This is a genomic window from Halovulum sp. GXIMD14794 (genome assembly GCF_054457455.1).
This window is the reverse complement of record NZ_JBTLNF010000003.1, coordinates 354,860-380,140: the sequence shown is the minus strand read 5'-3', so window position 1 is coordinate 380,140 and position 25,281 is coordinate 354,860. Positions and strand designations below refer to the sequence as shown.

General features: G+C 66.7%; 21 protein-coding genes. 10 read left to right on the top strand and 11 right to left on the bottom strand.

Translation table 11 applies throughout. The annotated features are described in order from the left end of the window. Positions 1-27: 27 nt before the first annotated feature. The 4 genes from ACW9UR_RS04190 to ACW9UR_RS04175 all read left to right on the top strand — a co-directional run bounded on the left by ACW9UR_RS04190 (position 28) and on the right by ACW9UR_RS04175 (position 5,556). Entirely contained in the window at positions 28-1,191 is a 1,164-nt protein-coding gene (locus ACW9UR_RS04190) for an ROK family transcriptional regulator (RefSeq protein ID WP_458915655.1), read from the top strand. A gap of 23 nt (positions 1,192-1,214) precedes the next feature. Then, complete coding sequence (locus tag ACW9UR_RS04185) at positions 1,215-3,575, top strand: PIG-L family deacetylase (protein WP_458915654.1); 2,361 nt, start codon at positions 1,215-1,217, stop codon at positions 3,573-3,575. Further along, positions 3,568-4,452 carry a DMT family transporter gene (locus ACW9UR_RS04180; RefSeq protein WP_458915653.1) on the top strand — a complete coding sequence of 295 codons (885 nt, stop codon included), beginning with the start codon at positions 3,568-3,570 and terminating at the stop codon, positions 4,450-4,452. The genes ACW9UR_RS04185 and ACW9UR_RS04180 overlap by 8 nt, the downstream gene beginning before the upstream one ends. A 108-nt stretch (positions 4,453-4,560) precedes the next feature. Next, the gene (locus tag ACW9UR_RS04175; protein ID WP_458915652.1) at positions 4,561-5,556 is read left to right on the top strand and encodes an aldo/keto reductase; all 996 of its coding nucleotides are present in this window, start codon (positions 4,561-4,563) and stop codon (positions 5,554-5,556) included. On the opposite strand, the gene ACW9UR_RS04170 is transcribed toward ACW9UR_RS04175, so the two are convergent. From ACW9UR_RS04170 to ACW9UR_RS04135, 8 genes are read right to left on the bottom strand one after another with little or no spacing between them, the layout of a single operon-like run. After that, positions 5,547-6,629 (bottom strand): alginate lyase family protein, encoded by a 1,083-nt coding sequence (locus ACW9UR_RS04170; RefSeq protein ID WP_458915651.1) that lies wholly within the window; start codon positions 6,627-6,629, stop codon positions 5,547-5,549. The genes ACW9UR_RS04175 and ACW9UR_RS04170 overlap by 10 nt on opposite strands. Beyond that, positions 6,548-9,268 carry a hypothetical protein gene (locus ACW9UR_RS04165; RefSeq protein WP_458915650.1) on the bottom strand — a complete coding sequence of 907 codons (2,721 nt, stop codon included), beginning with the start codon at positions 9,266-9,268 and terminating at the stop codon, positions 6,548-6,550. Before ACW9UR_RS04165 ends, ACW9UR_RS04170 begins: the two co-directional genes overlap by 82 nt. Before the next feature lies 1 nt (position 9,269). Continuing rightward, positions 9,270-10,541: an alginate O-acetyltransferase AlgX-related protein gene (locus ACW9UR_RS04160; protein ID WP_458915649.1), complete on the bottom strand. Its 1,272-nt coding sequence runs from the start codon at positions 10,539-10,541 to the stop codon at positions 9,270-9,272. A 53-nt stretch (positions 10,542-10,594) separates the two neighbouring features. After that, a complete protein-coding gene (locus ACW9UR_RS04155) occupies positions 10,595-12,121 on the bottom strand; it encodes a right-handed parallel beta-helix repeat-containing protein (RefSeq protein WP_458915648.1) in 1,527 nt (508 codons plus the stop codon). Next, on the bottom strand, positions 12,114-13,511 hold the full coding sequence (locus ACW9UR_RS04150; RefSeq protein WP_458915647.1) for a mannose-1-phosphate guanylyltransferase: 1,398 nt from the start codon (positions 13,509-13,511) through the stop codon (positions 12,114-12,116). Before ACW9UR_RS04150 ends, ACW9UR_RS04155 begins: the two co-directional genes overlap by 8 nt. Beyond that, positions 13,508-14,557: a hypothetical protein gene (locus tag ACW9UR_RS04145; protein WP_458915646.1), complete on the bottom strand. Its 1,050-nt coding sequence runs from the start codon at positions 14,555-14,557 to the stop codon at positions 13,508-13,510. The genes ACW9UR_RS04150 and ACW9UR_RS04145 overlap by 4 nt, the downstream gene beginning before the upstream one ends. Positions 14,558-14,617: 60 nt before the next feature. Continuing rightward, a complete protein-coding gene (locus ACW9UR_RS04140) occupies positions 14,618-16,099 on the bottom strand; it encodes a glycosyltransferase (RefSeq protein ID WP_458915645.1) in 1,482 nt (493 codons plus the stop codon). A 10-nt stretch (positions 16,100-16,109) separates the two neighbouring features. Continuing rightward, positions 16,110-17,429 carry a nucleotide sugar dehydrogenase gene (locus tag ACW9UR_RS04135; RefSeq protein WP_458915644.1) on the bottom strand — a complete coding sequence of 440 codons (1,320 nt, stop codon included), beginning with the start codon at positions 17,427-17,429 and terminating at the stop codon, positions 16,110-16,112. A 397-nt stretch (positions 17,430-17,826) separates the two neighbouring features. Between ACW9UR_RS04135 and ACW9UR_RS04130 the strand changes: the two genes are divergently transcribed. Beyond that, positions 17,827-18,594 carry a heparin lyase I family protein gene (locus ACW9UR_RS04130; protein ID WP_458915643.1) on the top strand — a complete coding sequence of 256 codons (768 nt, stop codon included), beginning with the start codon at positions 17,827-17,829 and terminating at the stop codon, positions 18,592-18,594. 1 nt (position 18,595) lies between these two features. On the opposite strand, the gene ACW9UR_RS04125 is transcribed toward ACW9UR_RS04130, so the two are convergent. Then, positions 18,596-18,859 carry a DUF6522 family protein gene (locus tag ACW9UR_RS04125; protein WP_458915642.1) on the bottom strand — a complete coding sequence of 88 codons (264 nt, stop codon included), beginning with the start codon at positions 18,857-18,859 and terminating at the stop codon, positions 18,596-18,598. Between the two features lie 162 nt (positions 18,860-19,021). On the opposite strand from ACW9UR_RS04125, the gene ACW9UR_RS04120 reads away from it, so the two are divergent. The 5 genes from ACW9UR_RS04120 to ACW9UR_RS04100 all read left to right on the top strand — a co-directional run bounded on the left by ACW9UR_RS04120 (position 19,022) and on the right by ACW9UR_RS04100 (position 23,173). Then, complete coding sequence (locus ACW9UR_RS04120) at positions 19,022-19,429, top strand: YbaN family protein (RefSeq protein WP_458915641.1); 408 nt, start codon at positions 19,022-19,024, stop codon at positions 19,427-19,429. 255 nt (positions 19,430-19,684) lie between these two features. Next, positions 19,685-20,425 carry an ATP-binding cassette domain-containing protein gene (locus ACW9UR_RS04115; protein ID WP_458915640.1) on the top strand — a complete coding sequence of 247 codons (741 nt, stop codon included), beginning with the start codon at positions 19,685-19,687 and terminating at the stop codon, positions 20,423-20,425. Then, positions 20,415-21,515, top strand: a complete 1,101-nt coding sequence (locus tag ACW9UR_RS04110; RefSeq protein ID WP_458915639.1) for an ABC transporter permease — start codon at positions 20,415-20,417, stop codon at positions 21,513-21,515. Before ACW9UR_RS04115 ends, ACW9UR_RS04110 begins: the two co-directional genes overlap by 11 nt. A 46-nt stretch (positions 21,516-21,561) precedes the next feature. After that, positions 21,562-22,566: a substrate-binding domain-containing protein gene (locus ACW9UR_RS04105; protein WP_458915638.1), complete on the top strand. Its 1,005-nt coding sequence runs from the start codon at positions 21,562-21,564 to the stop codon at positions 22,564-22,566. 193 nt (positions 22,567-22,759) lie between these two features. Continuing rightward, the gene (locus tag ACW9UR_RS04100; RefSeq protein ID WP_458915637.1) at positions 22,760-23,173 is read left to right on the top strand and encodes a c-type cytochrome; all 414 of its coding nucleotides are present in this window, start codon (positions 22,760-22,762) and stop codon (positions 23,171-23,173) included. A gap of 12 nt (positions 23,174-23,185) precedes the next feature. Here ACW9UR_RS04100 and ACW9UR_RS04095 read toward each other — a convergent pair whose 3' ends face one another. After that, the gene (locus ACW9UR_RS04095) at positions 23,186-24,175 is read right to left on the bottom strand and encodes a Gfo/Idh/MocA family protein (RefSeq protein ID WP_458915635.1); all 990 of its coding nucleotides are present in this window, start codon (positions 24,173-24,175) and stop codon (positions 23,186-23,188) included. 79 nt (positions 24,176-24,254) lie between these two features. Continuing rightward, the gene (locus ACW9UR_RS04090; RefSeq protein ID WP_458915634.1) at positions 24,255-25,148 is read right to left on the bottom strand and encodes an ABC transporter ATP-binding protein; all 894 of its coding nucleotides are present in this window, start codon (positions 25,146-25,148) and stop codon (positions 24,255-24,257) included. Positions 25,149-25,281: the final 133 nt, after the last annotated feature.

The window sequence follows — 25,281 nt, the reverse complement described above, 5'->3', positions numbered from 1 at the left end:
TCAATACAGTTGAGTTAATCAGAGATCATGGTCTCGGTCCTCTCCCTTCAGGGCGCCAACGCCGAACGCGCCCGCAGCCACAATCGGCGGCTTGTCATGGGGCATATCCATGCGGGCGGGCAGATGGGCCGGGCGCAGATCGCGCGGGCCTCGGGCCTGTCGACACAGGCCGTGTCGAACATCATCGCCGAACTCTACGACGACGGGCTGATCCGCGAGGCCGGGCGGCTGGGCACCGGACGCGGCCAGCCGCCGGTGCAATACGCCATCGAACCCGAGGGCGCCTATGCCCTTGGGATCGAGGTCCGACCCACCGCCCTTCTGATCGCCCTGCTCAATCTCGAAGGCACCGCGATCTTCACCCACCGCGAGGCACTGGAGCACGCTGACCCGGACACGGTGCTCGCCATCTTGTCGAGGCTGCGGACCAGGATCGCCAAGGCTCATCCGCGCTCCGAGGCGCGGATGCTCGGTGCGGGCGTGGTCATGCCCGGACCGTTCGGTGCTACCGGGTTGTCCGGAGCCGAGTCGGACCTGCCCGGCTGGCAGGAGCTGGACCCCCGCGCCGTATTCGCCGAGGCGCTGGACCTGCCCATCGAATTCGACAACGACGCCAACGCCGCCGCCATGGCCGAGCGCGTCACCGGCGCGGCGCACGGACTTCAGACCTATGCCTATCTCTACTTCGGGACGGGCCTCGGGCTGGGGCTGGTCAGCGCGGGCCAGCGCGTCGCGGGCGCTTTCGGCAACGCGGGCGAGATCGGGCACCTGACCATCGCCACGCCCTCCGGGCCTGAGCGGCTGGAGAACGTCGCCAGCCGACTGTCGATCGAGCACCACCTCGCCAAAGCAGGGCTCGAAACCGGCAGTGTCGAGGCCCTCGAAGCGCTGCACGACCATGCCTCAGTAACCGATTGGCTGAACCGCGCCGCACCTGCGCTGGCGCAGGCCATACACACGGTCGAGAACCTGTTCGACCCGGAAACCGTCATTCTGGGGGGTGCAATGCCGGCATCGATCCTCGATGCGCTCATCGCCCGGATCGAACTGCCCGCGGCAAGCGTCTCGAACCGGCCTGACCGCACCCTGCCCCGCCTGACCCGCGGCTCCTGCGGGCGGCTGACTGCCACGCTTGGCGCCGCAGCGCTGATCCTCGACCGCGCCTTCACGCCCCGCGTGGGCACATTCTGAGCTTCCAACCGAACGGATTTCCCATGCCCCTGACCGACCGCGCCCGCCTTGCCGACGAGGCCCGCCACCCGCTGATCGTCGAACTGTGGCGCGCCCTCCAGCCACTGCAGACCGTGGTCAGCTTCATGAACACCGGCGCGCACCCGGACGACGAGACCTCGGCCATGCTGGCGGCTATGGCCTGGCGCGATGGGATCGACATCTCCTACGCCTGCTCGACGCGCGGTGAAGGCGGGCAGAATGACATCGGGACCGAGGCCGGGGCCGCGCTCGGCGTGCTGCGCACCGCCGAGATGGAGGCCGCCTGCGACATACTGGGCCTACGGATGTACTGGCTCTCCGAGGGGCCCGAGGACGCGATCTTCGACTTCGGCTTCTCGAAATCCGGCAAGGAGACGCTGGGTCGCTGGGGCGAGGACCGAACGCTGGCGAGCTTCGTCCACATCCTGCGGCGCGAGCGGCCCGACATCATCTGCCCGACCTTCCTGGACGTGCCGGGCCAGCATGGCCACCACCGCGCGATGACCGAGGCCGCGCACCGGGTCATGGACCTGGCCGCCGATCCGGCCTTCCCCGGCAGCGACCTGCCGCCCTGGCAGGTGAAGAAGCTGTTCCTGCCCGCGTGGTCGGGCGCAGGCCAGGCCTATGACGACGACCTGCCGCCGCCGCCCGCGACGATCACGGTGCCCGGCGCGGGCCTCGATCCCCTGACCGGCTGGAGCTTCGAGCGCATCGGCCAGCAGTCCCGCGCCTTCCACGCGACGCAGGCCATGGGCAAATGGGTGCCCGCCGGGGCCGAGCGCGACTGGCCGCTGCACCTGGCCGATGGCCGGGTCGATGGCGCGGAAACCTCGCTGTCCGGCGGGTTGGCCGCGACGCTGACCGATCTGAAGGACTGCCCCCATCTGGCCGAAGCGCAGGCCCGCATGGATGCGACCCGCGCGGCCTTCCCGGATGCCGAGGCGATCCTCGCCGAGGCCAGCGCCGCGCTTGCCGCCCTCCGCCAGGGGGCCGAGGCCCTGACCGAGGCCGAGCACGCCGTTTTCGGCCACAAGCTGGATCGCAAGCAGCAGCAACTTGCGCACCTCATCCGGCTGGCCTCCGGCGTCGAGGTTCACGCCATCGCAGATCGCGACTTCGCACGCCCCGGGGATGCGGTGCAGGTGGTGCTGGAAACCCGCCAGGGCCGCGCCGAGGCGCTGTCTGTCATGCCCCTGCTTCCCGAGGGCTGGACCGCCGAACCCAAGGACGGCGCAATCGCGCTGAATATCGATAATAGCGCACAGCCCAGCGATCCCTACCCCGACACTTACCTGCCCGGCGTGCCTCGGGCCCCGGCTGTCACGGTGCGGATCACCGCCCACGGCCAGAGTTCGGAAACCGTGCTGCCTCTGCGCCCTGCCCCGGTGGTGCTGCCCGCCCGGTCCGCCGCGCTGAGCCCCACCGCCGCCGTGCTGAACACAGCAACCGACGCCCGGACACTGAACCTGACGCTAACCGACATCTCGCCCGCCGGGGCCGAGCCGGGGCTGGATCTGCCCGAGGGCTGGCAGGCCGAGCGGACCGAGACCGGCTTCCGCGTCACCGCCCCCGCCTCCCTGCCGGAGGGCGCCTATGACCTGACGCTGACGCTCGACGGCCAGCCAGCGCAGACAGTTCGCCGGATCGCGCACCCCCACATCGCACCCCGCGCCCTGGCCACGCTCGCCGTCGTCACTGTACGCGCTGTGAACGTCGCGCTTCCCAAGGGGCGCATCGGCTATATCGGCGGCGGCAACGACCGGGTGGACCACTGGCTGGCTGCCATCGGCACGAATGTCACCGCCCTGACCGATGACGAACTTGCCAGTGACAGCGCGCTCGCCACCTATGACACGCTGGTCGTCGGCATCTTCGCCATGCGCTTCCGCGAGGGACTGGCGCAGGCCATGCCCCGGATCAACGACTGGGTGCGCGCAGGCGGTACGCTGGTCACGCTTTATCATCGGCCCTGGGACGCCTGGGATCCGGACACGATCCCGCCCGCGCGGCTGGAGATTGGCCAGCCCTCGCTGCGCTGGCGCGTCACGAATGAAAAAGCCGAAGTGACGGTGCTGGCCGACCACCCTGCCCTGAGCACGCCGAACCCGATCGGCCCCGAGGACTGGGCGAACTGGCACAAGGAGCGCGGGCTCTACTTCGCCAAGGAATGGGACAACGCATACACGCCGCTGCTGTCGATGCACGATGAGGGCGAAGCCCCGTTGAAGGGCGCGATGCTGGCCGCCGATATCGGGAAAGGCCGGCACATCCACACCTCGCTGATCCTGCATCACCAGATGGAACGGCTGACCGCCGGCGCGTTCCGCCTGATGGCGAACCTGGTCACGCCACGGGATGAGTGAGCCTTCCGCGCCCCGGAACCTCTCGGGCGGGGCCTGGCTGATCGCGGACTTCAGCCTGAACATCTGGGCCCTCTCGATCGTCAAGGCGATGGGGCTGGAGTTCCCGCCCGTGCAACTGGTCTTCCTCCGCGCGCTGGTCGGCTTCACCCTGATGCTGCCCTGGATCTGGCGCGAGCGCCGGGCCTTCGCGCATGTCTCCGACCCCGGCCTGCACCTGTTCCGCGTGGTGCTGTCCTCGATCACGCTGGTCAGCAGCTTCTTCGCCATCGCGCGCGTGCCCTTCGCGCTGTTCACGGCGATCAACTTCACCCGTCCGCTGATGATGATGGTCATGGCCGCACTGATCCTGCGCGAGCACATCCCCGGCCGCCGCTGGATTGCCGCGTTCATCGGACTTGCCGGCGTCATCGTCGCGGTCGAACCCTGGGGGCCGGTCTCGCCAAACCTCGGCCTCGCCGCGTTGGCCGTCACCGTGACAACCGGAACGCTCGCGATCATCGTCACCCGCCGCCTGTCGGCGACACCGACCATCGTGCTGATGTGCTTCTACACCGCGGGCCTGGCACTGGTTACAGCCCCGTTCGCGGCGCTCACCTGGAAGCCGGTGGCGCAGGGCGAATGGCTGCCGCTGCTTGCCATCGGCCTCTTCGCGCAATCCGGGCAATTCTGTTTCTTGCAGGCCCACAAGAGAGCCGAGGCCGGGTTCCTCGCCGTGCTCGGCTATGGCTCGCTGGTGATCTCGTCAGCAGTCGGATACTTCGTCTTTGGTGAGGCGCTGACCCTGCCGTTCCTTGCCGGTGCGGCGCTGATCGTGGGCGCTGCGCTCTGGTCCAGCCTGTCGGCGCGACGGGCCCGGCCGGTGCAGGGACCGCGCTAGGCTTGCGCCCCCCGCTTGGCCCGCTATCCTGCGCCCATTCATTTCCGCCCCTCGCGCGCGCCAGCACCACTCACCCGCGGGGCCATCACGCACCGACCGGAGGAACTCATGCAGAAACGCAAACTGGGGGCGCACGGCCCCGAGGTCTCGGCCATCGGCATCGGCGCGATGTCCTTCGCGGGCGTCTACGGCAACGCGACCGAGGAACAGACCCACGCCCTGCTGGACGCCGCCCGCGACGAGGGGATCGACCATATCGACACCTCGAACGTCTACGGGATGGGGCTGTCCGAGGAATACATCGGCCGGTACCTCGCCAAGCAACAGGGCGGCTCGCCCTTCGTGATCGCAACCAAGGCCGGTATCACCCGCGACGCCTCGGGCAAGCGGACGTTCTGCAACGACCCCGAACACCTGGAGACCGAACTCGACGGCAGCCTCAAGCGGCTTGGCGTCGAGCAAGTGGAGCTTTTCTACGTCCACCGCCGCGACCCGGCGATCCCGATCGAGGATGTGACCGGCGCGCTTGCCGAGTTGGTGAAGAAGGGCAAGACGCAGCAGATCGCATATTCAGAGATCGCGCCGTCGTCCCTGCGGCGCGCCGCCGCCGTGCACCCGATTGCCGCCCTGCAGTCGGAATACTCGCTTTCCACCCGCTACCCGGACCTTGGCCTGATCCAGGCCTGCGCCGATGTGGGCGCCGCGCTCGTCGCCTTCTCGCCCGTAGGCCGCGGGCTGCTGACCGACACACCGCCCACCGCCGAAAAGGTCGACGGGCTTGACTTCCTGAAGTCCAACCCGCGCTTCATGGCCCCGAACCTGCAGGCGAACCTAGAGTATTCAGCGGCATTCCAGAAACTGGCTGCCGACATGGGCCACAGCGCGGCTGCGCTTGCCATCTCCTGGCTACTGAAACGCGGCCCGCATGTGATCCCGATCCCCGGCACACGCGATGTCGACCACCTCCGACAACTGGCCGCCGGTGGACGGCTGGAACTCAGCGACGCGGACATGGAGCGGATCGAAAGCGTCCTGCCCGTCGGCTGGGCGCACGGCGATCGCTACAACGAAAGCCAGTGGATCGGACCCGAGCGCTACTGCTGAGCACCCCACATCGCCGTCTGGTCGCCGCCGAGCTTGGAATGGCTCAGCGGCCGCCAGTCCGCCGCCAGCACCTCGAGCACCGGGTCCGGGTTCAGCGCCAGATAGGCCTCGAGCCAGGCGATGTTGAACCCCTGCAACTCGCGCGTGCCATCAAAATAGGTCTGCACTTGGCCGGTGCGGGCTTCAGTCATTGCGCCGTCGGCCAGCTCGGCAACCGTGTAGGCGACCACCCGGCCCAGCGCCCCGTCGCAACGATCTTGCATCGGGATGCCCTGGCCTTCCAGCAAGACCGTCGAGACCACCAGCGGCGTCACCGCATGAAGCTGGTAGTGCAGCGCGTGGCGCCCTCGGATCATCTCTTGCGGCAGGCTGCCGTCCTCGTTGGCGGTGCATAGGACATACTGTGTCGACCACGCCGCCCAGCCTCGCGTCACCGGGTCCCAGGTCAGGTCCGCCGTCGCGGCAGCTGCAAGCGCGGCCCATGCCCTGAGGTTGCCCCGCCGTGCCCCGTCCGGCGCATCCTGCTCCCAGTACCGCATTTGCGCCAGCATCCGGCGGTCGAGCCAGCCCACGACCATCCCGAGCCGCGTATCGTCCGCCACATGAGGAGCGACCTGCCGCAGGATCAGCCCGACCGATGCCAGCCGCGATCCGGCGGTCAGCTGCGCCGCCTGGCTGTCGAGCTGCGCCAATGCATCGGCCTCGGCCCAGGGCGCAAGCCGCGACAGCACGCAATCGGCGGCAACGACGGGGTCGATACCAGGCGCGTAGACCCGGTTCGCCACGCCCGCCATGTCCCGCAGGAAATCATCCACCGGCGCGAGGGCTGCATCCACCTCGGCATCGGCATCCTCGTCGAGGTCCGAACGGGTCTCGCTGTCCTCGGAATAGCGGCTGCCGTAGTCGAGAGTCAGCACTGGCGGCGGCGCCTCGGGGCAGGTCTCGTCCGCAGAGACCCCGGCCCCGGCCAGCGAGAGGCCCAGGCCCAGGATCAGCCGTCGGGCATGAGCCGCAGCAGTCGCGCGGTCTGCGCCGCGTCCGCCTCGCCGGCCCGGGCAGCCTTGTCCAGCCATTGCAGCGCCTCCTGCCTGTCGACGGGCGTGCCGATACCGTAGGCCAGCACATGCCCCAGTTCGCCCATTGCCGGGACACTGCCGTTGTCTGCCGCCTTCTTCAACCACCGTGCGGACTGCTCGAGTTCCGCGACGCTCCCGGCCTGATCGCGCAACAGCAGGGCCAGTTCCAGCATCGCCTGCACGTCCCCAGCCTCGGCCGCTCCGAGATAAAGCGCCCTCAGGTCCACAGCCTCGGCCACCGCCTTGCGCACATCGTCCGGGGCCTGCCGGTACTGAACCTGCGCCCAGCGTCTGGCGCCCGCATCGCCCTTGTCCAGAAGCACTGCGACGTGGCGCGCAGCCGCCTGTGGGTCATAGGTCTGCAAACCGGGGTCCGCCGCCAGCCGGAACAGCTGCCGATGGGCGGTCAGCGAGCCGTCGGCAGCCGCACGGCGATAGACGGCGCGCTCGTCCGGGGCGGCGCCAATGCCGAAGGCCGCTACCTGCTGATCGGTCAGGCGCAACTTGGCCAGCACGTTTCCATGCTCCATCGCCAACCCCACCCGCTGCCAGTGCAGCGCCCCTTGCGCGAAGCCTGCCAGCATGTTCGCGTCCGCCATCTCGACAATATCCTTGGTGCCGCAATTCATCACCGACACAGCCCGCGAGAGATACTCCGGGACCGCGCGTTCGGGCAGGTGGGGGATCGAAAACATCATCGCCAGGAAGTCGCCGCGCGCCTCGATCTGCGGAGCGAACTGATTGTAGATCTCGCGCGGCGTCCGATTGCCATGCTCCAGCCGCGCGAGAAGGCGGATCGCCGCGCCCTCGCCCCGGCTCCCGGCTTGGGCCAGCAGGCGCTTCACCTCTTCGGCGACCTTCGGATCGCGCCCGCCGGATTCGATCAGCCCGATCGCCAGGTCCAGCGCGCTGGTGGTGCCGTTGTTGAGGTACACCCGCCGCAACAGCTCCAGCGCCAGCCGCCGATCGCCTACGGTCGTTGCCAACTCGAACTCGAGCTTGGCGTATTCCTCGAGCGCCTTCTCGGAACCGTCGATCCGATCCGCCCAGATCCGCCGGCCACGCTCGGTCATGGTCGGGTCCAGCTGCACGCGCGCGACCTGGTTCGCTAGCGAGCCGATCCGCCCGTCCAGCGCCTGCGCCTGCACCCGCGCATAGACACCCGGTGATGCATAGGGATCCAACGCGCCGATATCGGTAGGATTCAGAAGCAGCGTCTCGTCCTGCGACGCGCGATAGGCGCGAGCCCAATAGGCGGCGGGCTCCAGAACCGGCGCACCGGGCATCCGGCAGCGGTAGAGTGCGTCAAGGTCGTTCATCGCCGCCGTCAGACCGAAGCCCGAGGCCGCCTCGGTAAGAAGATCAACCACGCGGTCGGCGGTTTCCGGATTCTCGAGCCGCCGGGTAAGAAGCCCGGCCAGCAGGCGCATCCCCTCGCCATCCGCACGGGCGACGGCCTCTTCCAGCAGTTCCCGCGCCTCGGCCTCGCCCGCCCAGCGGCCCTGGCGCTCCAGCACTTCCTCGGCCAGTTCGGTGAATACACGGCCTGGCGCGGTTTCCATCTCAGAGATCTCGCGCAGGTAGTCCATGTAGAGCCCGCCCTCGGGCGGCGTGTCCGAGGTATGCCGGATCGACAGCTGCAGCATGGGCGCGATCGAAGGTCGGGCCCGGGTGCCGGTGTAATCGAAACCGAGGATCTTGCGCAGCTCGTCTGTGTCGAGTTCCTCGGCTGAAAGCAGGCGGCGCTCGTCTGCCTCATCCGGGCGGAAACCACGCTCGACGGCCAGCCGCAGGTAGCGCAGCATCTCGGCATTGTCGCGGGTCACGCCATCGCTGGTCAGGTGATGCTCCACCACGCGCCAGGCCCCGGTCCGCCCGCCCATGTCGGCCGAGAACCGGTGCCACGCATATGCGATCTCAGAGTTCTGCGCGACGATCCCGCCCTCGGCATACTCCCGGGCAATGCGCTCGGCGCGGTCGCAGACGCCAGCGTTCATCTGGCCGAGCATTCCACTGAAGGCCATCGTCACCGTCAGGTCGAGCGGCGCGCTCCAGTCCGGCACGGTCTCGCCCGCCAGCATCGCCCGCGCGATGGTCATCAGCGCGTCGGGGTGCCCCTGGTAGGCGGCGTCCCGGATCAGACTCCACGCCAGCGCCTCGTCGCGCGCGACACCGATCCCGGCGCGGTAGAGTTGCGCCAGTCGGAGCCGTTGCCCGTTGTGCAAATCCGCAGCCGCCGAACGCAACTGGTCGATCAGGCCCCTGCGTTTCAGTTCCTCCATCCGGCCCGCGTCTATGTGAAGGTCGACCAGCGCAAACAGGGCGGCATTGCCCGCGAATTCCTCGTCCAGCGCCGCCCGGCGTGCGATCAGCGCCTCGATGAACTCGAACCAGAGGTCCGGATCCTCCCGCTGGTAGCGACGAATGTCGTCCTCGAGGAAGGCGATACGATCGAGGTCGGTCAGCTCTGGCCGTCCGTCTCCGCCAAGCTCCGGCTCCTGCACCTCCACTTTGGTAAGGCACAGCAGGCGCGGCTCCACCTCGGGCGGCAGGAAAGTGAGGTCTAGCGTCGGCACCTGAGCCGCGGCAGGCGCCGCGCCCAGGAAAAGGCTCGCGATCCAGACGCACCGCTTCATCTCAGCCCTCCGCCGCCTGACAAATGCTCAGCGACGGCGCCTCGCCGACAGGAACCGGCAGGTCGATCTCGAGCGCCGTCGGCGCCTCGGCGAAAAGTCCGTCCACAGGCACGAAGAAGCGCCCGTTCGCTGGCTGCCCCTCGGGACGGCGGATCGTGCGGCTGCGGGCACGGCCCTCCGACGTCACAAAACGGAAGCGCACCGCCTCGGCTGTCGTGTCCGCATCGAACTGGATCATGTGCCCCACGACGGGCTGCCCCGAAAGGTCCACGTCCAGCCGCCGCGGGTCGCCGCGCATCACCATGGTCAGCGGCACCCTACACGCGGCCGAGGCAGCGGCGATCAGCTCGCGCATCGGCTGGTCGGCCAGTCCGCCAAGGTTGTTCTCGATCGGGTTCTCCCAGACCAGCACCGTGGGCGGGGCATCCTGGAACGCGCGAGACGTCAGATAGGCGGTGATGGCGCCGAACGCGCCGCCGCCGGGCTGCGCGATGCGCTCGACCTCCATACCGGTCGCCTCCGCCAGGAAGCCAGCGAAATTCACTTCCGTCGTCGCGGAATGTTCGGTGCCTACCAGCACCAGGCGGTCCGGGGCACGGCGATCCAAGAACATCGCGCCGGATTCGCCTCCACCGGAAGCGGAAAGCGCCCGCGTCTCGAAAACGTCCGTCGCCACCTGCGGCAATGTCGCGGAGCAGTGGCGTTGCATCAGCGTCCTGTGCTGCGAGGCGAGTTCGATGCGCCCGGTCGATACGCTCGCAAACCGAGTTCCGCCCGCCGCCGGCAGGCGGTCCCGCACGATCGCGGCGACCGCCCGAGCGGCAGCACGCGCACCGTCGACGGACATTCTCGGGTCGGCCTCGAAGAAAGGTTGCGCCTGCGGCCACAGGGCCCGCATCGCCGCCCGCAGATCAGCGGTCGCGACATCCGCATCGCGCAGGCGGCCCATCAGTTCCTCATAGACGGTGCCAGCGATCAGCGGATCATAGCCGTAGTCCGCGGCCTCGGCCGGCAAATCCTGCGGCATCGCCAGCGCCTTTGTCGGCACCGGGGCATAGACCAACAGCGTCCCCCGCCGCGCAAGGGCCCGGGAGAGCTTGCCCAGGTCCTCGATGACTTCGTCGGAAAACGGGTGCGTCATCTGCAGGTCCGGCCGCAGGCGGAAGAACACGCCGCCGCGCCCCTCGATGCTCGCAACCCGCGGCGCGTCCTCGAGCCCCTCGCAGCCATAGGCCGACCTAAGTTGGGCGTTCGCGTCGGTAGCAAGGGCCATAAGCCCGCAGAACGCTGCCGCAACTGCCGAGCGCATTTTGGACGAAGAGACGCTCACTGCCCGCACCGGCTGTAAGGACGCCCGGCCGGGCCGCCCTGGTTGTTCGAAATCAGAACCGGCTGCGCGCCTTTCAGATCGCTCGCGATCCAGCGGTTGTGACGCGCCATGTCGCCGTGCAGGAACCGCGGGAACTGGTTGCTGAAATCGTTGCCGGAGAGATAGACCTGCCCCGGCGTCGCCGACGACAGGCCCGTGCCGTTGGCTGCCATCACGTTGCCGTCCAGGAAGGTCACGGCGTCGATGTCCTGCGCCGAGACCCAGATCCCTGCGCTTTCATTTGCGATCACCCGGTTGCCCGCGACCTTCGTACCGAGTCCCGAGCGCACCTCGATGCCTTTCTGACGGTTGTCGATCAACAGGTTTCCGGCGATCCGCCCGCAATCCGCGTGGTCGATCTTGAGCCCGCCGCCATCCCGCTTCCAGACGATGTTGCCGGTGACCTCACTGCGGTGGCTGCTCTTCTCGACAACGATCCCCGAGCGGCGTCCGCCCAGTACCACGTTCCCCGAGACCGTCGCGCCCGCCGAGCCTTCGGTGACTCGGATCGCGTTGTTCTCGATCCCGCTGTGGAAGATGTTGTCCTTCACTATGGCGCGCGGCGACGCGGCCAGCATGACCGAGCGGCCGCTCATCCGGCTGAATCGGTTGCCGATGACGGTGAATTCCGGAACGCCGGCAACCGAGACGGAGACCAGCCCCGAAATCCGGCTGTCCCGAAGATGCGACCCATCCGCCGCCGGCATCAGCCCGTTGCGCAGCACCGACAGCCCGGAAAACTTCGGGCTGTAACCGAAACCGAGATCCGAGATGCGGCTGGCCAGGATCTGCATCGCGCCACCACCGGTCGAGGTGACAAAGGGCACGAACTCGGCGCTGCCCGGGTTTTCGCCGCCGACGCCGGCGATCTCGGCGCCGCTGGAACGCAGCACGCCCATGTTGACCACGAACGCCCCGGCCTCGCGGTCGAGGTGAAGCGCCTCGCCGGGCAGAAGGTTCAACGAGCTTCCCGCCATCGTGACGAGCGGCACCCGCAAGACCAACGGGCCACTGTCCGCCACCTCCTGCAGATCGTGTAGCCGAAGGAACAGCTTCAGATCGGCGAGACCGGCGTCGCCAGCATGCAGGACGAGCGCTGGAAGGTCCGCTGAAGCCTGAGCCGCGATCACCTTGCCGTTGTCAGTCGCGCCGTGGGACTGCGCCAGCATGGCCAGTGCCAGACGCGCATCGAGCACGTCGATATGGATCGGATCGGCCAGGCCAGCTGGAAAGGTCAAGATCTTCGGGCGCGCCTGCTCCGGCACGTAGTCGAGCGCGGACAGCAGACCTGCCTCGCGGATCAATTCGCGCGTTGCAACATGAGTCTGCGCCGGATCGGCGGCAGCCTGCTCGAGCGTGCGCAGCTTGGCGCGTAGACCTACGCCGAACGCCTCGGGACCGGCGGTGGCACCCGAGGCGATCAGCGTCGCGGCGATGGCCGCTCCTGCGGCCAGTCGCGGAAGTTTTCCTAAAATTTTAGGCATACCGCACGGCAGACGTGTCCCTCTCCAGCATCCCCGACGCCGCATTGGCCATGTAGAGCGCCTCGACCGGATCATCGGACGGATTGGTCAGTACGCTCGGCGTGGCCAGATCCAGTGTGCAGCGCGCACCGTCCTTCAGCTCGACCGTCTCGGCCCCGGCAACACGCAGAGCGCCCTTGACGGCAACGACCTCGGCACCCGGCAGCGGGTCAAGGCTCAGCGAGGCACCGGGCTGGATGGTCAGCGAGGTCATGCAGAAATGCTCGCTGTCGACCAGCTTCTTCATGCTGCCCCAATCTCGCTCGGTGCCCAGGTGACGCTCGGCTTCGGCGCGCTTCTGCGCCTTGAGGTGCTCGGCGACTTGCTTGACGCTCTGGCAGTGGCCGACCTTGGCGACCAGCACCGCGTCGTCTGTGTCGATGACGATCACGTCGCTCATGCCGACAACGGTGACGAGGCGTCCGTCCGAGCGGACCATCGAATTCTCGGTCTCGACCGCCAGCACGTCGCCCTGCAACACGTTGCCTTCCTTGTTGCGCTGGGAAATCCCGTACATCGCGGTCCAGCTGCCGACATCGCTCCACTCGACATCCAGCGGACACAGCGCGATGTGGTCGGTTCGCTCGAAGACGACGCTTTCGGTCGCGCCCGAAGTGGCCTCAGCGAACGCGGACTCGGCCAGCATCAGCCCCTCGGGGCGCGCGACGGCCATCGAAAGCGACTGCTCGATGCAGGCGACGGTCTCGGGATCGAAGCGACGGTACTCGGCGATGATCGTCGCGGCGCTGAACAAGCTGATACCCGAGGCCCAATAGGCGTTTCCCGCCGCGACCAGTTCCTTGGCGCGCGGCATCGCCGGCTTCTCGACGAAGCGGTCGACGCGGTGCAGGCCGTCATGGGCAGCGATCTCGCCGCCGTCGACGATGTAGCCGAAACCGGTCTCGGCATAGCGCGGAGTGATGCCGAAGGTGACGATATGACCGGCGCACGCGGCCGGCGCCATCGCCAGGATCGCCTCGTTGATATTGCCCTCGATCACGTGATCGGCGGGAACCACCAACATCAGCGCCTCTGGATCGCGCGCCGCCAGGTGCAGCGCGGCAGCCAACACCGCAGGACCGGTGTTGCGGCCCATCGGCTCGCACAGGACATCGGCGCGGCACTGCAACTGATCGAGTTGGTCGCCTACGGTGCGGGCGTGGCGCGCGCCGGTGACGATCACCGGGCGACCGAACCCGTCGGCCCGGTGACGCTGCACGGCGGACTGGAAGAAAGTGGGCGACCCCGGTCCGCTTACGCGCTGGAACTGCTTGGGGCTCTGCACACGCGAGATCGGCCAGAGCCGCGTGCCGTTGCCGCCGCAGATGATAAGCGGATTGATCGTGGTCATCCCTGTCCTCCGAAGCCGGGAAGAGCGCCGCCGAACAGGGGTTTGGTCAGGCGCACGCGCGCCGTCTTGCCGATGTCCTTCGCCCCGAGCGCGCCTTCGCGGGCCCGCATGGTGATCGGAAGGAACAGGTCCCCACGGGCTGCTGCGGCTTCGGTGGCGGAGGTCAGGATGACCGTGACCGGTACAGACCGGCCATCGCTCATGTCCAGGAAGACCTGTTCGCCGCTCATCGCCTTCGCCACCCCTTCGACGCTCATCAAGGTTTCTACCCTGACAGCAACCGTAGAGTTGAAAATGGACAGAATTGGGTCGCCCGGAAGGACAGTAGCCCCCTCAAAAATACCTTCCGAAACAGAGACTTCGCAATCGCATGGCAACTGGAAGTTCAAAACATCGCCACTATTCGCGCTGATCGAATAGATAACCTCGTCGGCCTTCGCCTCCTGATTCAGATAGGTTATCTGACCCGCGCTCGTCGCGCGCATGTCGTTGCCGTCGCGGGTGATGAGCGCGGGCCGCGCCTCGTAACTTTGCGTATAGCGTGCGTGCAGCGTCTGGCCGGCCAGAACGATCAGCACCAGTGACAGCAGAGCGACCGAGAAGCTGCGGAAATACTGCCGCGGCTTGCCGCCCTGCCCGCTTTTCGGCTCTTTCGGCTTGGTCGGGCCGGAATAGGCCATCATCGAACCGAGAGACATGAAATCGCCGGCAATGAAGCTGTTTAGAATATAGCGCAGCTGCGGCAGGTGCGGCCCGGTCGGGTCCATGAACTGAAGCGTCAGCTGACCCGGTTTGCCGCCGTCGAGGACCTGAACCTCCGGGTAGAGGCTGATCGAGAAATCCTCGAAGTCGAACTGCAGCCGCGCCACCTGGCGGTTGCGGATCAGGCTCAGGTCCAGCCGTGGCGGCGCAATCACTTGCGCCGATGCCACGGAAAGCCCTGCCCCCTCAAGGCACAGGTCGTCGAGCCGTGCACGGAACGGGATCGGAACCACCGGATGCTCGCTCTCGAAGGCGAACCCGGGAGGTACTGGCTGCTCGCGCACAGGCGAGACTACCGGCGGTTCTTGTACTGAATCGGTTCGCCAGGAACGCACGATAAACCCCTATGCCTTAAGCAGAAACATAATGCCGATTGTCAGCCACCCCAGCGCCAGCGCGTGGTGCACGACCGAGTCGATGCCCCGCAGACGGTCGGCCAGCGCCGATGCCGCGCCGCCAACTCCGCCAGCCGACTGCCGGGTCCACTTCTGCTTGTCGAGCCGGAAGAAGACGAAAGTCTTCACCAGCGCGCCCGCGATCTGCCCGAAGTAGAGCAGCGGCGGATGCGTCACAGGGAACCAGCCCCCCCGGAACAGCGAGATGATCGTGCAGAAGATGTAGCGCGTCGCCATGACCCAGGCGATGTAGAGCGGGATGATCGTCGCGGTCTCGAAGACCGCTGTCAGCGTGACGGTCAGCGGCCCGACCAGCGTGGTCCACATCGACACCCGCTGATCGAGGATCGACCACCAGGTGAAATAGCCGATCTTGCGCGGGCTTTGCTTCAGCGCCCGGCCGTTCGTTCGCATCATGTTGCCGAACCAGCGGATCATCAGTGTCTGTGAGCTATCCAGGAAGGTCGGCCGCGGCTGCGTCTCCATCGACCAGGAACGCACGTCGGGCAGGTAGGCCATCTCGTAACCGTTCTTCAGCAGCCAGAACCAGGTCGACTTGTCGTCGCCGGTCAGGAACTTCACCCGGCCCAACCGCCAATGATCCAGATAGTCGTCGTTGACGGCTGCGATGAAACCCGGCTCGGTCGCCAGATCTCCGCGGAACACCGACATGCGGCCCGTCAGCGTCAGTACCCGGTTCCCCAGCCCCATGGAGCACATCATCATCTGGCGCTGGTTGAAGCGAAGAACGAACCAGTCGCGGAACAGGTTCTGCTTCTCGATCAGCACGCCCTCGTCCGTCGTCAGCGCACCGACCTGCGGATCAGTGAAGACCGGCGCCGAGGCCGAGACGATGTCCAGCGGCACGATCGTGTCGCCGTCGACGAAGACCACGATATCGCGGTGCGAGGGGCACTTGCGACCGATGATCTTCAGCGTCCGCGCCATCGCGTCCCGTTTGCCGTTCGCCTTGATCCGGTCGATCACCAACTCGACCCGGCTCATGTCGCGTGCCATGCTGTCGTACAGGCGTTGGATCAGACGTGCATCCGCCCCATCCACCACCGAAGTCACGATGGTCGCCCCGTCAGGCGCGCGCGCGGCGGCTTCGAAGAGGGCACGGTAGACCGGCACCGTGACTTCGGCATCCACCATGTACGAGGTCACCAGGAAATAGGCGTGCGATGGCGCGCCCCGTTCGGCGAACTGCCGGTGACGCCGCGCCCGGCGGCGCGGGTAGACGAAGGCCTTGAAGATCACTGCGCGGGTGAAGTTTATCGCCGCCCAGCTGTAGCGCCATGCACCGAGAAACCCGATGATCACGATCGTCTTCTGGGCCCCGTCGAGGGTGCCCAGATAGGCCGGCTCGACGCTGGTGGCGAGCAGGACGATCAGTGCGAAATAGGCTGCGTGTGTCAGGCCCCCGTACACACCATCTCCTTTACCAGCAGATGCCCTGGTACCGGCCGCTCGAAACCAGGCTGCGGTTCAGGCGGGTCAGATCCAGGACGGGAATGCGAGCGGAGGCTTCCTCCAGCCGCTTTACGGTGTCGGAATAGAGGTTGCCGACCAGCACCGCGCCGGCGCTGTCGATCAGACTGTCGAGGCTGGCAACCAGCCGGTCACGCAGATCGGGGATCACGTCGTTGCCCCGACCGGCGGCGCTATTGCCGTTGCTGTAGGCCTCAAAGACATAGGGGTCATAGACATCCACTTGCACGCCCGAGCTGATCAGGCGCGAGGCGAGTTCCGCCAGCGGGCTCTCGCGCAGATCGTCGGTGCCCGGCTTGAAGCTGATGCCGACGAAACCGACCCGGCGCAGCCCGGCGTCCTTCACCATCTTTTCGGCGCGTGCGATCTGGGCGGCGTTGGCGTCCAGCACCGCATCCAGCAGATGCGTCGGCGTGCCGTTTTCGGACGCCATATGGCGCAGTGCGCGGACATCCTTGGGCAGGCAGGAGCCGCCGAATGCGAAACCGGGCCGCATGAAATAGGGCGACATGGCAATCTTGCTGTCCGAGCACAGGATCTCCATCACCGTCTGCCCGTCGAGCCCTGCCGATTTGGCGATGTTGCCGATCTCGTTGGCGAACGTGACCTTAACCGCGCGCCAGGTGTTCGAAGTGTACTTGACCATCTCGGCAGTGCGCAGGTCGACGGCATGGATCTTGCAGCCGAGCGGTTCGTTCAGCGCGGTCAGGATTTCGGTGGTACCTTCGTCCATCGCGCCGAAGACGATCAGGCCGGGGTCGTAGTAGTCCTTGATCGCAGTGCTCTCGCGCAGGAACTCGGGGTAGTAGCCGACGCCGAATTCCTCACCGGCGGTCTTGCCGGAGGCCGCCTCGAGCGCGGGAATGCAGGTGGTCTCGGTGCTGCCAGGCACGATAGTCGAGCGGATGACGACCGAGTGATAGGCGTCCTTCCGGCCCAGCGCCTCGCCGATGGTCTTGCACACGGCCTCGACATATTTCAGACCAACGCTGCCATCGGGGGCCGAAGGCGTGCCAACGCAGATAAACGAGACATCCGAGTTCTCTATCGCGTCCTGAACGTCGTCGGTGGCGCGCAGGCGTCCTTCCGCGACAACGTTCTCCAGCAATTCGTCGAGGCCGTTTTCGACAATTGGCGCAAGGCCGGCATTGATCGCTTCGATCTTGCCGCGGTCGATATCGACGGCGATCACGTCATGGCCGTCGCTGGCCAGACACGCCGCAGATACCACGCCGACGTAACCGATGCCGAACACGCTTATTCTTGCCATAGCTGCCTCGAAGCCCCCTGGGTTGAAGGAAGAATATGAAAATCACCGCAAGGCGATAGGGAGCGTTCTTGGCGAAAACATGTCGAGAATTGAATGGTTGTAGGACTGCTACAGTTTTGTGCCCGAAGGCCACTTTTTTGCACTTATTGAAAGAATATTTATGCAATCTCTCTCCTCAAGGGTGAAGTCCGCCGCCCGCCCTTGACCGGCGAGGTCCACTCTGGCGACAACTCCTCAGCCGACGCGGGCCGCACAGGAGATCTCTGACATGGCAGCATCAGTTTCAGCGAGAGCGCGACGGGTACTTCTCGCGCTGCTAGTGGCGGCGTGTTCCGGCGGCGCGTCAGGGGACCTGCCCGCAGGGTATGCTCCCTTCTTCAGCCCCGCTGATCATGCCGTGCGCCGCACCAGTCCCGGTGAGCCTGTCCGGAGAGGCGAGACCGCCGAACGCTACGAGTTGCGCGACGGCGACTGCGGTGGCAGTGACTGCGGCGCACCGCGCTACCGGGCCGAGATCCGCGAGACCGCACCGAAGGCCCGTCTGAACAGCGACGGTTGGTACGGCTGGAGCTTCCGGAACGAGACCATCCCCGGCTTTTCGGCGGACAACGCACTGAGGGTCGTGGTCGGACAGTGGAAGCTGCCGGGCGATGCACCCGCCGCAATCCGCTTGGTGCAGACCGGCAGCGGCGAAGCGACCGGGCGAGGCTGCGACCCGGCGGTCTGCTCACCCTCCGCCCGCTCCAGCGCGGATGTCGCGGTGCAACTGCCAGACATCGCCGCCGCGCGAAACTGGGGCGACGCCCAGAACGGCGGCCACATCTGCCGCCTGTTCGACATGACCGAAAGCCGCGGCCGCTGGGTCGACATCGTGATGAACACGAATTTCGCGACCGATGACGCGGGGTATTTGCGCATCTGGGTCGACGGCGCGCTGCGCTGCGACTACCGCGGCCCGATCGTCGCCACCGTGCCTGGGGGCGCCTCGGCGCCCGAGCACCGTCGCGGGATCTTCGTCAGCTACACCGAACGCTGGGACCGCAGCTTCCCGGACCGCCCGAAACCCACGCTCGTCGCCTACTATGACGAATTCCGCTTCGGTACCGCCCGCGGCGAAGTGGACACGCGGGCTCTCGAGGTCGCCGGGCAGCCGCCGCTCGACTGAGCTACCGCCGGCGCGGCGGCGTTCCGGGGTTCTTCACCCGGCTGATCACGGTACCATCCTCGGCGCAGGTCAGGCGAAGCCGCTGACCGTCATGCCAGAATGTCACGCGGAACCGCCCTGCATCCTCGCCCGAGCCGGTCTCGTGCATGCTGGTGATCTCGCCCGAGCGCATCTTCTCCGGCACCTCGGACGGCTCGAGCCCCAGCAGCGGGCCGAGATCGCGCGCATCGACGGTGATGCCGTCAGCAGAAACCTGGACCTTCACGGATCGGCGCTCCTTTCAGGTGGCGGGCCGCAACGGCACCGCACGGTGACCGGGACCGGTTCGGACTACACTTCACCGCCGAGCCGAATTCAAGCTCCGCAAGCCTCTTGAACTTGGCGCCCCGGACGCTTTCTTGACAGCCACGGGCAAGAGGAAGGCAGCATGCCGGCGACCGAGAGCGAGCGAACGGAGGGCATCAGGCGTACGGCTGGCGGCCGCATGCTGTGGACCGCACTCGGGGCCGCAGCGCTTGTGGCAGGCTTGATCGGCGCGGTGCTCCCAGTGCTGCCGACGGCGCCTTTCGTGATCCTGGCGGCCTTCGCCTTCGGCAAGGGCTCCCCTGCCCTGCGAGCAAGGCTGGTGGCGCACAAACATTTCGGGCCGATAATAGATGACTGGGAACGCACCGGAGCCATCGCCACCAAGTGGAAGGTCTTCGCCTGCACCGCTATGGCGGTCAGTTTCGCCGGTTCGGTCCTGATACTGCAACTCGACCCGAAACTGCTGGTGTTTCAGGGCGCCTGCATGCTTGCTGCGGCGGCCTATATCCTCACGCGCCCCAGCCGTTAAATGCTAAAGGTTTAAGTCCGCGCGTGAGGCGGGCCCGCATGGCATCGTCCGATAGCAGCTATAGACGAACGCTGGGACCCGTTCGACCGGCGGAACAACCTCGGCATCCATCTTCACTTCGCGGGCAGCCGAGCTAATACGCCTCGAAAACCTTTCTTTCCATAATCAGACAAACCGTTGACAGGCGGGATAATTTCCGCCGATGCTTTCCCTATAAACCAAGCAGCCGGAAAAACCGGCGGTGGGAGGGAATACATGAGCCTGTTGGAGCTCGACGGGATCACCAAGAGTTTTGGTGCGATCCATGCGCTGCAATCCGTCAACCTGACGATACAGCCCGGTGAGGCCGTCGGCCTGATGGGGGACAACGGCGCGGGCAAGTCGACGCTGATGAAGATCATCGCCGGGAACTTCCCGCCGACGACCGGCCAGATCCGTATCGAGGGTCGCCCTGTCCACTTCAACAAGCCGCTGGATGCACGCAACAACGGGATCGAGATCGTCTACCAGGACCTCGCGCTCTGCGACAACCTGACGGCAGCGGCGAACGTTTTCCTCGGGCGCGAGCTGAAAAAGCAGATCGGCCCGATCCGCTATCTCGACCATCGCGGCATGGTCCAGCGCGCCGGAGAGCTGTTCGCCGAGTTGAAATCCGAGACCCGCCCCCGCGATCTGGTCAAGCAGATGTCCGGCGGCCAGCGGCAGGCGGTCGCCATTGCCCGCACCCGGCTCTCCGACCCGAAGCTGGTGCTGATGGACGAGCCCACCGCCGCGATCTCGGTCCGGCAGGTGGCCGAGGTTCTGGCCCTGATCCAGCGCCTGAAGGACACCAACCACGCGGTCATCCTGGTCAGCCACCGGATGCCGGACGTGTTCGACGTCTGCGACCGCGTCGCCGTGCTACGCCGGGGCCGCAAGGTCGCCGACAAGCCGATCGGGCAGACCTCGCCCGAGGAAATTACCGGACTGATCACTGGAGCGATCCATGCCGCATGAATCCGCAGCCCCGATCGCGGACGTCGATATCGAGACCGTCACCCAGATCGAAGAGAAATCCGTCTTCAATCGGATCGTCACCAGCCAGCCGTTCTGGGTTACCGTGGCGCTGGTCGTGGTCTCGGTGGGCATAGGGCTTTACCAGCCCAGCTTCTTCACCGCGCAGAACATGGCCAACATCACGCGCAACTTCGCGCCCTTCGGGATCATGGCGCTGGGTATGACCTGCGTGATCATCACCGGCGGAATCGACCTGTCGGTCGGCTCGATCATGGGGCTTGTCGCCATTGTCGCGGGCCTGTTCCTGACCTGGGAATACCCTTGGTACGTGGCTTTCTCGATGGGGATGCTTGCAGGACTGGCCTGCGGCGCGGTCAACGGGTTCTTCGTGGCCTATGTCGGCATGTCGCCATTCGTCGTGACGCTCGGGATGATGTCCATCGCCCGCTCGCTGGCTGTGGTGATATCGGGCAACCAGATGCTCTACCAGTTCGGCCCGGATGCACCGACGGTGAAAGCCATCGGCCAGGCGCGGTTTCCGCCAAACATAGAGGGCGACTTCTGGCCCGACTGGATCCCGGCCTTCTCGTCCCATTTCTGGGTGATGATCGTGCTCGGCCTGATCGTCGGCGCGGTGTTCATGTACGCCACGTGGGGCCGGCATCTGTTCGCCATCGGCGGCAACGAGCAGGCCGCACGGCTGAACGGGGTCAACGTGCCGTTCATGAAGCTGCAGGTCTACATGTTCTCGGCCTTCTGCGCCTCGGTCTCGGCTCTGCTGATCCTCGGCTACTCGGGCTCGGCGATCAACGCACTGGGCCAGACCTACGAACTCAGGGTGATCGCGGCCACGGTGATCGGCGGCGCGAACCTGATGGGGGGCTCGGGCACGGCCTATGGCGCACTGGTCGGCGCGGCCCTGCTGGAGGTGATCCGCAACGCGCTGCTCATGGCAGGGATCGACTCGAACTGGCAGGGCGCTTTCGTCGGCTTCATCATCATCCTCGCGGTGCTGATCGGCCTGCAGACCAGCGGCAACAGCGCCTTCGCGAAACTGAGGGATTCGATCCGGCTTCGGCGGGATCGATGACGGTCGCCGGACCGAAAACCGGCAAAAAGAACCAGGGAGGACTACCGTGAAGAAGCTACTCATCACATCGGCCGTCGCCGTCACCGCCTTGACCGGCGGAACGGCGGTGGTCGCACAGGACATCTTCGCACTTGTGCCGAAGAACATGAACAACCCGTTCTTCGACCAGGCCCGCGACGGCTGCAAGAAGGCCGAGGCCGAGTCGAACGGCGCTTTCGAGTGCGAATACATCGGCCCGGGCGAGCATGGCGGCGGCGACGAGCAGGTGCAGATCGTCATGGATCTGATCGCGCGCGGCGACGTGAAGGGCATCGGCGTGGCGCCATCCAATGCTGCGGCGATGGCGGTCGCGGCGCAGGCCGCGAAAGAGGCCGGCATCCCCATGCTGACCTGGGACTCGGACCTGCTGCCCGAGAACGCCGACCTGCGCACCGCCTATATCGGCACGCACAACTACGAGATCGGCGTGAACCTCGCCAAGATCGCGATGGAGATCAAACCCGACGGCGGCACGGTCTGCATCCAGTCGGGCGGCGCCGCAGCGGCGAACCACAACGAGCGCATGCAGGGCATCCGCGACACGCTGGGCAACATGTCCGGCACGACCTCGCCGGGCGAGCGGCTGACCGGCCAGAACGGCTGGACCGAGGCAGACGGCTGCCCGCTCTACACCAACGACGACTTCCCCGTCTCGGTGCAGCAGTTCGAGGACTTCATGGCCGCGAATCCGGACGTGGATGCCTTCCTGCCAACCGGCGGTTTCCCGCAGTTCGTGCCGGACGCAAACCGCGCGGCGGTCGAGCCTTACAAGGACGACATCGCCAGCGGCAAGCTGGCACTGGTGGTCGCCGATACGCTGCCGGTCCAGATCGACCAGATGAAAGAGGGTCTGTCCGCCGGACAGGTCGGCCAGCGGCCGTTCGAAATGGGCTACCGCGTCATGCAGGCCTTCGCGCAGATGGCTGCAGGCGGTGACGCGCCCGAGGACCCGACCTACACCGGCCTCGACGTGTGCACGCCTGACAACGTCGACACCTGCATCGCGCAGTAATCGATCCTGAAACGGCTTGCGGTCCCCTTCCCCGAAGGGGGCCGTTTTCGTTCCGCGCCCAAGCCCTTCGCGATCCATCATGGAGCCGTCAGCACTTTTCCCTTAACACTCCGACAGAGTGATTTACGGTGCGGAGAAGAGGCACCGCCGGCGTTCCCGCCGGATATGAGCAGGCAGACGAAGCGAGGACGAGATGCGCAGAATTTTCCAGGCCGCGGCGGCAACAATGGCGGCAGCCCTCGGACTCGTGGCTTGCACCGCCGACAGGATGCCGACGCGCGCGGACGGCGCCGCTTTCTTCGCGGACAACTGCGTCTCCTGCCACGGCTCCGACGCCCGCGGCGACGGGCCGCTGGCCGCCGAGTTGCCCCAAGCACCCTTGGACCTGACCACGCTTTCGCGGAACAATGGCGGCACCTTCCCGGCAGCCGAGGCGCTCAGCTACATCTGGGGCGACCCGCAGCAGGGTCACCTGTCGCGGGTCATGCCGCAGTTCGGCGGCGCGATGGCCGAAGACCTCGTCCCGGTCGAGATCGACGGAATCCTGACCCCGACCCCGCGCGAACTGGCCGGGCTGCTGGCCTATCTCGAGAGCATCCAGGAATAGACCCCGAAGCGATCAGCCTGGACGCTTCGGAAGCTCCAGGCTGACCCGCTGCCGCGTCCGAAGCGCCTCGACGATCTGCTCCGCAAGGATCGTTGCTACGGTCCCGTCCCAGGCACCCGCCGCCTGCACGTCCACACCGCCGGCAGCAATCGCCTCGACCCAGGCACGCGCCTGGATTCGGTAGGCGTCAGCGAAGCGTGGAATCCAGTTCGGCGGATAGGCCGAGCGTTGCGCGGCATCTACCCGCGTCAGCGTCCGCGCCGGCTCGGCCATTTCGGTCGAGCCCTTCGCGCACAGCGCCTCGGCGTGGACATGGTAGCCATACTCGGCATTCATCGTGACTTCGGTCGAGACCACCGCTCCGCTTTCCGCCTCCAGCACAATCAGCAGCGGATCGCCCAGCGGGTCATATGATGCCGAGGTCGACGGGATCACAGTCGCCGCCACGAACTCGCTGTCCAGCAGCCACCGGCAAATGTCGATCTCGTGCACGAAAGAGTTGGTGATCGCCATGTGCGGCTCGAACCAGTCGGGCACCTGCTGGTTGCGGTGCAGGCAGTGCAGCAGCCGCACCGGCCCCAGCGCGCCACTGTCGATTGCGGCCTTCATCTCGCGATAGGCGGGATCGAAGCGGCGCATGAAACCGACATGGACCAGCTTGCGCCCAGCCGCCGCCTCGGCTTCGCAGATCGCAAGACAATCCTCGGGCGTGACCGCCAGGGGCTTTTCGCAGAGGACCGGCTTGCCCGCCTCGATCGCGGCCAGCGTCAGCGGCGCGTGAGAAGGGTCAGGCGATGCGACGATCACGGCATCGACGTCCGGCGATGCGATCAGTTCCATTCCGTCCGCCACCGCCCGCGCACCGGCAGCCGCGCGCTCGGCCCGCGTCACGTCTGCATCGGCAACGCCCACCAGATGCGCCCCGGCGGTTTCCTCGCGGATGATCCGGGCGTGGTCTCCGCCCATGACACCGGCCCCGATGACGGCCACTCCCAGGCTCATGCGCCCTCCCCCTGTCTTGTATTTCTTTGCTGCGCCACGCTCACGGGCAGCGGGCGTCTTGTCAATGGAGCGTCGCGGGTCAGACCATCACCTCGATCCGCCTCTCGGTCGCCGGATCGAACAGGTGCATCGCGGAAGGGGCAACCGCCAGCGTCAGCGTGTCGCCCGGGAAAAGACCGCATGGCTCGCCGCTACGCATGGTGACGCGGCGGCCGCCTACCTCGAAATACAAGAGCCGCACCGCGCCAAGATCCTCGGCGAAGTCGAAGGTGCCGCGCAGCCCGGTGCCCTCCTTTGCGATGCGCAGTCCCTCGGGGCGCACGCCCAGCGTCACCGCCGCGCCCGGCGCGAGCGGTGGAGGTTTCGGAAGCGTAAGCGCAACGCCATCTGGCAAAACCACGCTTCCCGCATCGTCCAGCCTTGCGGCCAGGAAGTTCATTGCAGGCGAGCCGACCATTTCAGCAACGTAGATCGTTCCGGGCCGGTCATAGACCTCATGCGGCGGGCCGGCCTGCTCGATCCGTCCGGCGCGCATCACGACCAGTTGGTCGGCCAGCACCATCGCGGCCGCCGCGTCGTGGGTCGCATGCACCGAAGTCACGCCGCCTGCCACAAGCGCGCTCCGTACTTCATGCGCAAAGGCTGGGCGCTCCGCCGCCTCGACAGCCGACAACGGATCATCAAACAGCAAGGCATCAGGCAGGGACAGCAGTTCCCTCGCCAACGCGGCAACACCGTCTTCAGGCTTGAACATGCGGCAAACGCCCGGATCCGGCCCCAGCCTTCCGACCAGGACCCTCCCGGCGCTTGGCGCTTCCAGCCCGGCGATCAGCCGCAGCAACGTGGACTTGCCGCAGCCTGGCGCGCCCAGAAGTACGGCGCTGCTGCCGTGCGCGATCTCGAGGTCGATGCCGTGCAGCACCTCGACCCGGTCGACGTGCTTGCTGACACCCCTGATCGAAATATCGGCCACGGCCATACCTCCACCAAGCGCGAGGACCGGGTGGCCCCGGCCACCGTCACAAGTTCAATCGCCGCATGCTGCCGAGATAGCGGCGGCCGCGCGGTTCCGATGCGTGCCGGTGTGCCCCGGCGGTCGCGCAATC

Coding starts and splice junctions, on each gene's coding strand:
- ACW9UR_RS04110 (WP_458915639.1), top strand. CDS start 20,415: ATGCCGCATGAATCCGCAGCCCCGATCGCGGACGTCGATATCGAGACC.
- ACW9UR_RS04155 (WP_458915648.1), bottom strand. CDS start 12,121: ATGCCTAAAATTTTAGGAAAACTTCCGCGACTGGCCGCAGGAGCGGCC.
- ACW9UR_RS04175 (WP_458915652.1), top strand. CDS start 4,561: ATGCAGAAACGCAAACTGGGGGCGCACGGCCCCGAGGTCTCGGCCATC.
- ACW9UR_RS04165 (WP_458915650.1), bottom strand. CDS start 9,268: ATGAAGCGGTGCGTCTGGATCGCGAGCCTTTTCCTGGGCGCGGCGCCT.
- ACW9UR_RS04185 (WP_458915654.1), top strand. CDS start 1,215: ATGCCCCTGACCGACCGCGCCCGCCTTGCCGACGAGGCCCGCCACCCG.
- ACW9UR_RS04095 (WP_458915635.1), bottom strand. CDS start 24,175: ATGAGCCTGGGAGTGGCCGTCATCGGGGCCGGTGTCATGGGCGGAGAC.
- ACW9UR_RS04120 (WP_458915641.1), top strand. CDS start 19,022: ATGCCGGCGACCGAGAGCGAGCGAACGGAGGGCATCAGGCGTACGGCT.
- ACW9UR_RS04150 (WP_458915647.1), bottom strand. CDS start 13,511: ATGACCACGATCAATCCGCTTATCATCTGCGGCGGCAACGGCACGCGG.
- ACW9UR_RS04100 (WP_458915637.1), top strand. CDS start 22,760: ATGCGCAGAATTTTCCAGGCCGCGGCGGCAACAATGGCGGCAGCCCTC.
- ACW9UR_RS04170 (WP_458915651.1), bottom strand. CDS start 6,629: ATGGCTGGACAAGGCTGCCCGGGCCGGCGAGGCGGACGCGGCGCAGAC.
- ACW9UR_RS04180 (WP_458915653.1), top strand. CDS start 3,568: ATGAGTGAGCCTTCCGCGCCCCGGAACCTCTCGGGCGGGGCCTGGCTG.
- ACW9UR_RS04135 (WP_458915644.1), bottom strand. CDS start 17,429: ATGGCAAGAATAAGCGTGTTCGGCATCGGTTACGTCGGCGTGGTATCT.
- ACW9UR_RS04115 (WP_458915640.1), top strand. CDS start 19,685: ATGAGCCTGTTGGAGCTCGACGGGATCACCAAGAGTTTTGGTGCGATC.
- ACW9UR_RS04160 (WP_458915649.1), bottom strand. CDS start 10,541: ATGGCCCTTGCTACCGACGCGAACGCCCAACTTAGGTCGGCCTATGGC.
- ACW9UR_RS04190 (WP_458915655.1), top strand. CDS start 28: ATGGTCTCGGTCCTCTCCCTTCAGGGCGCCAACGCCGAACGCGCCCGC.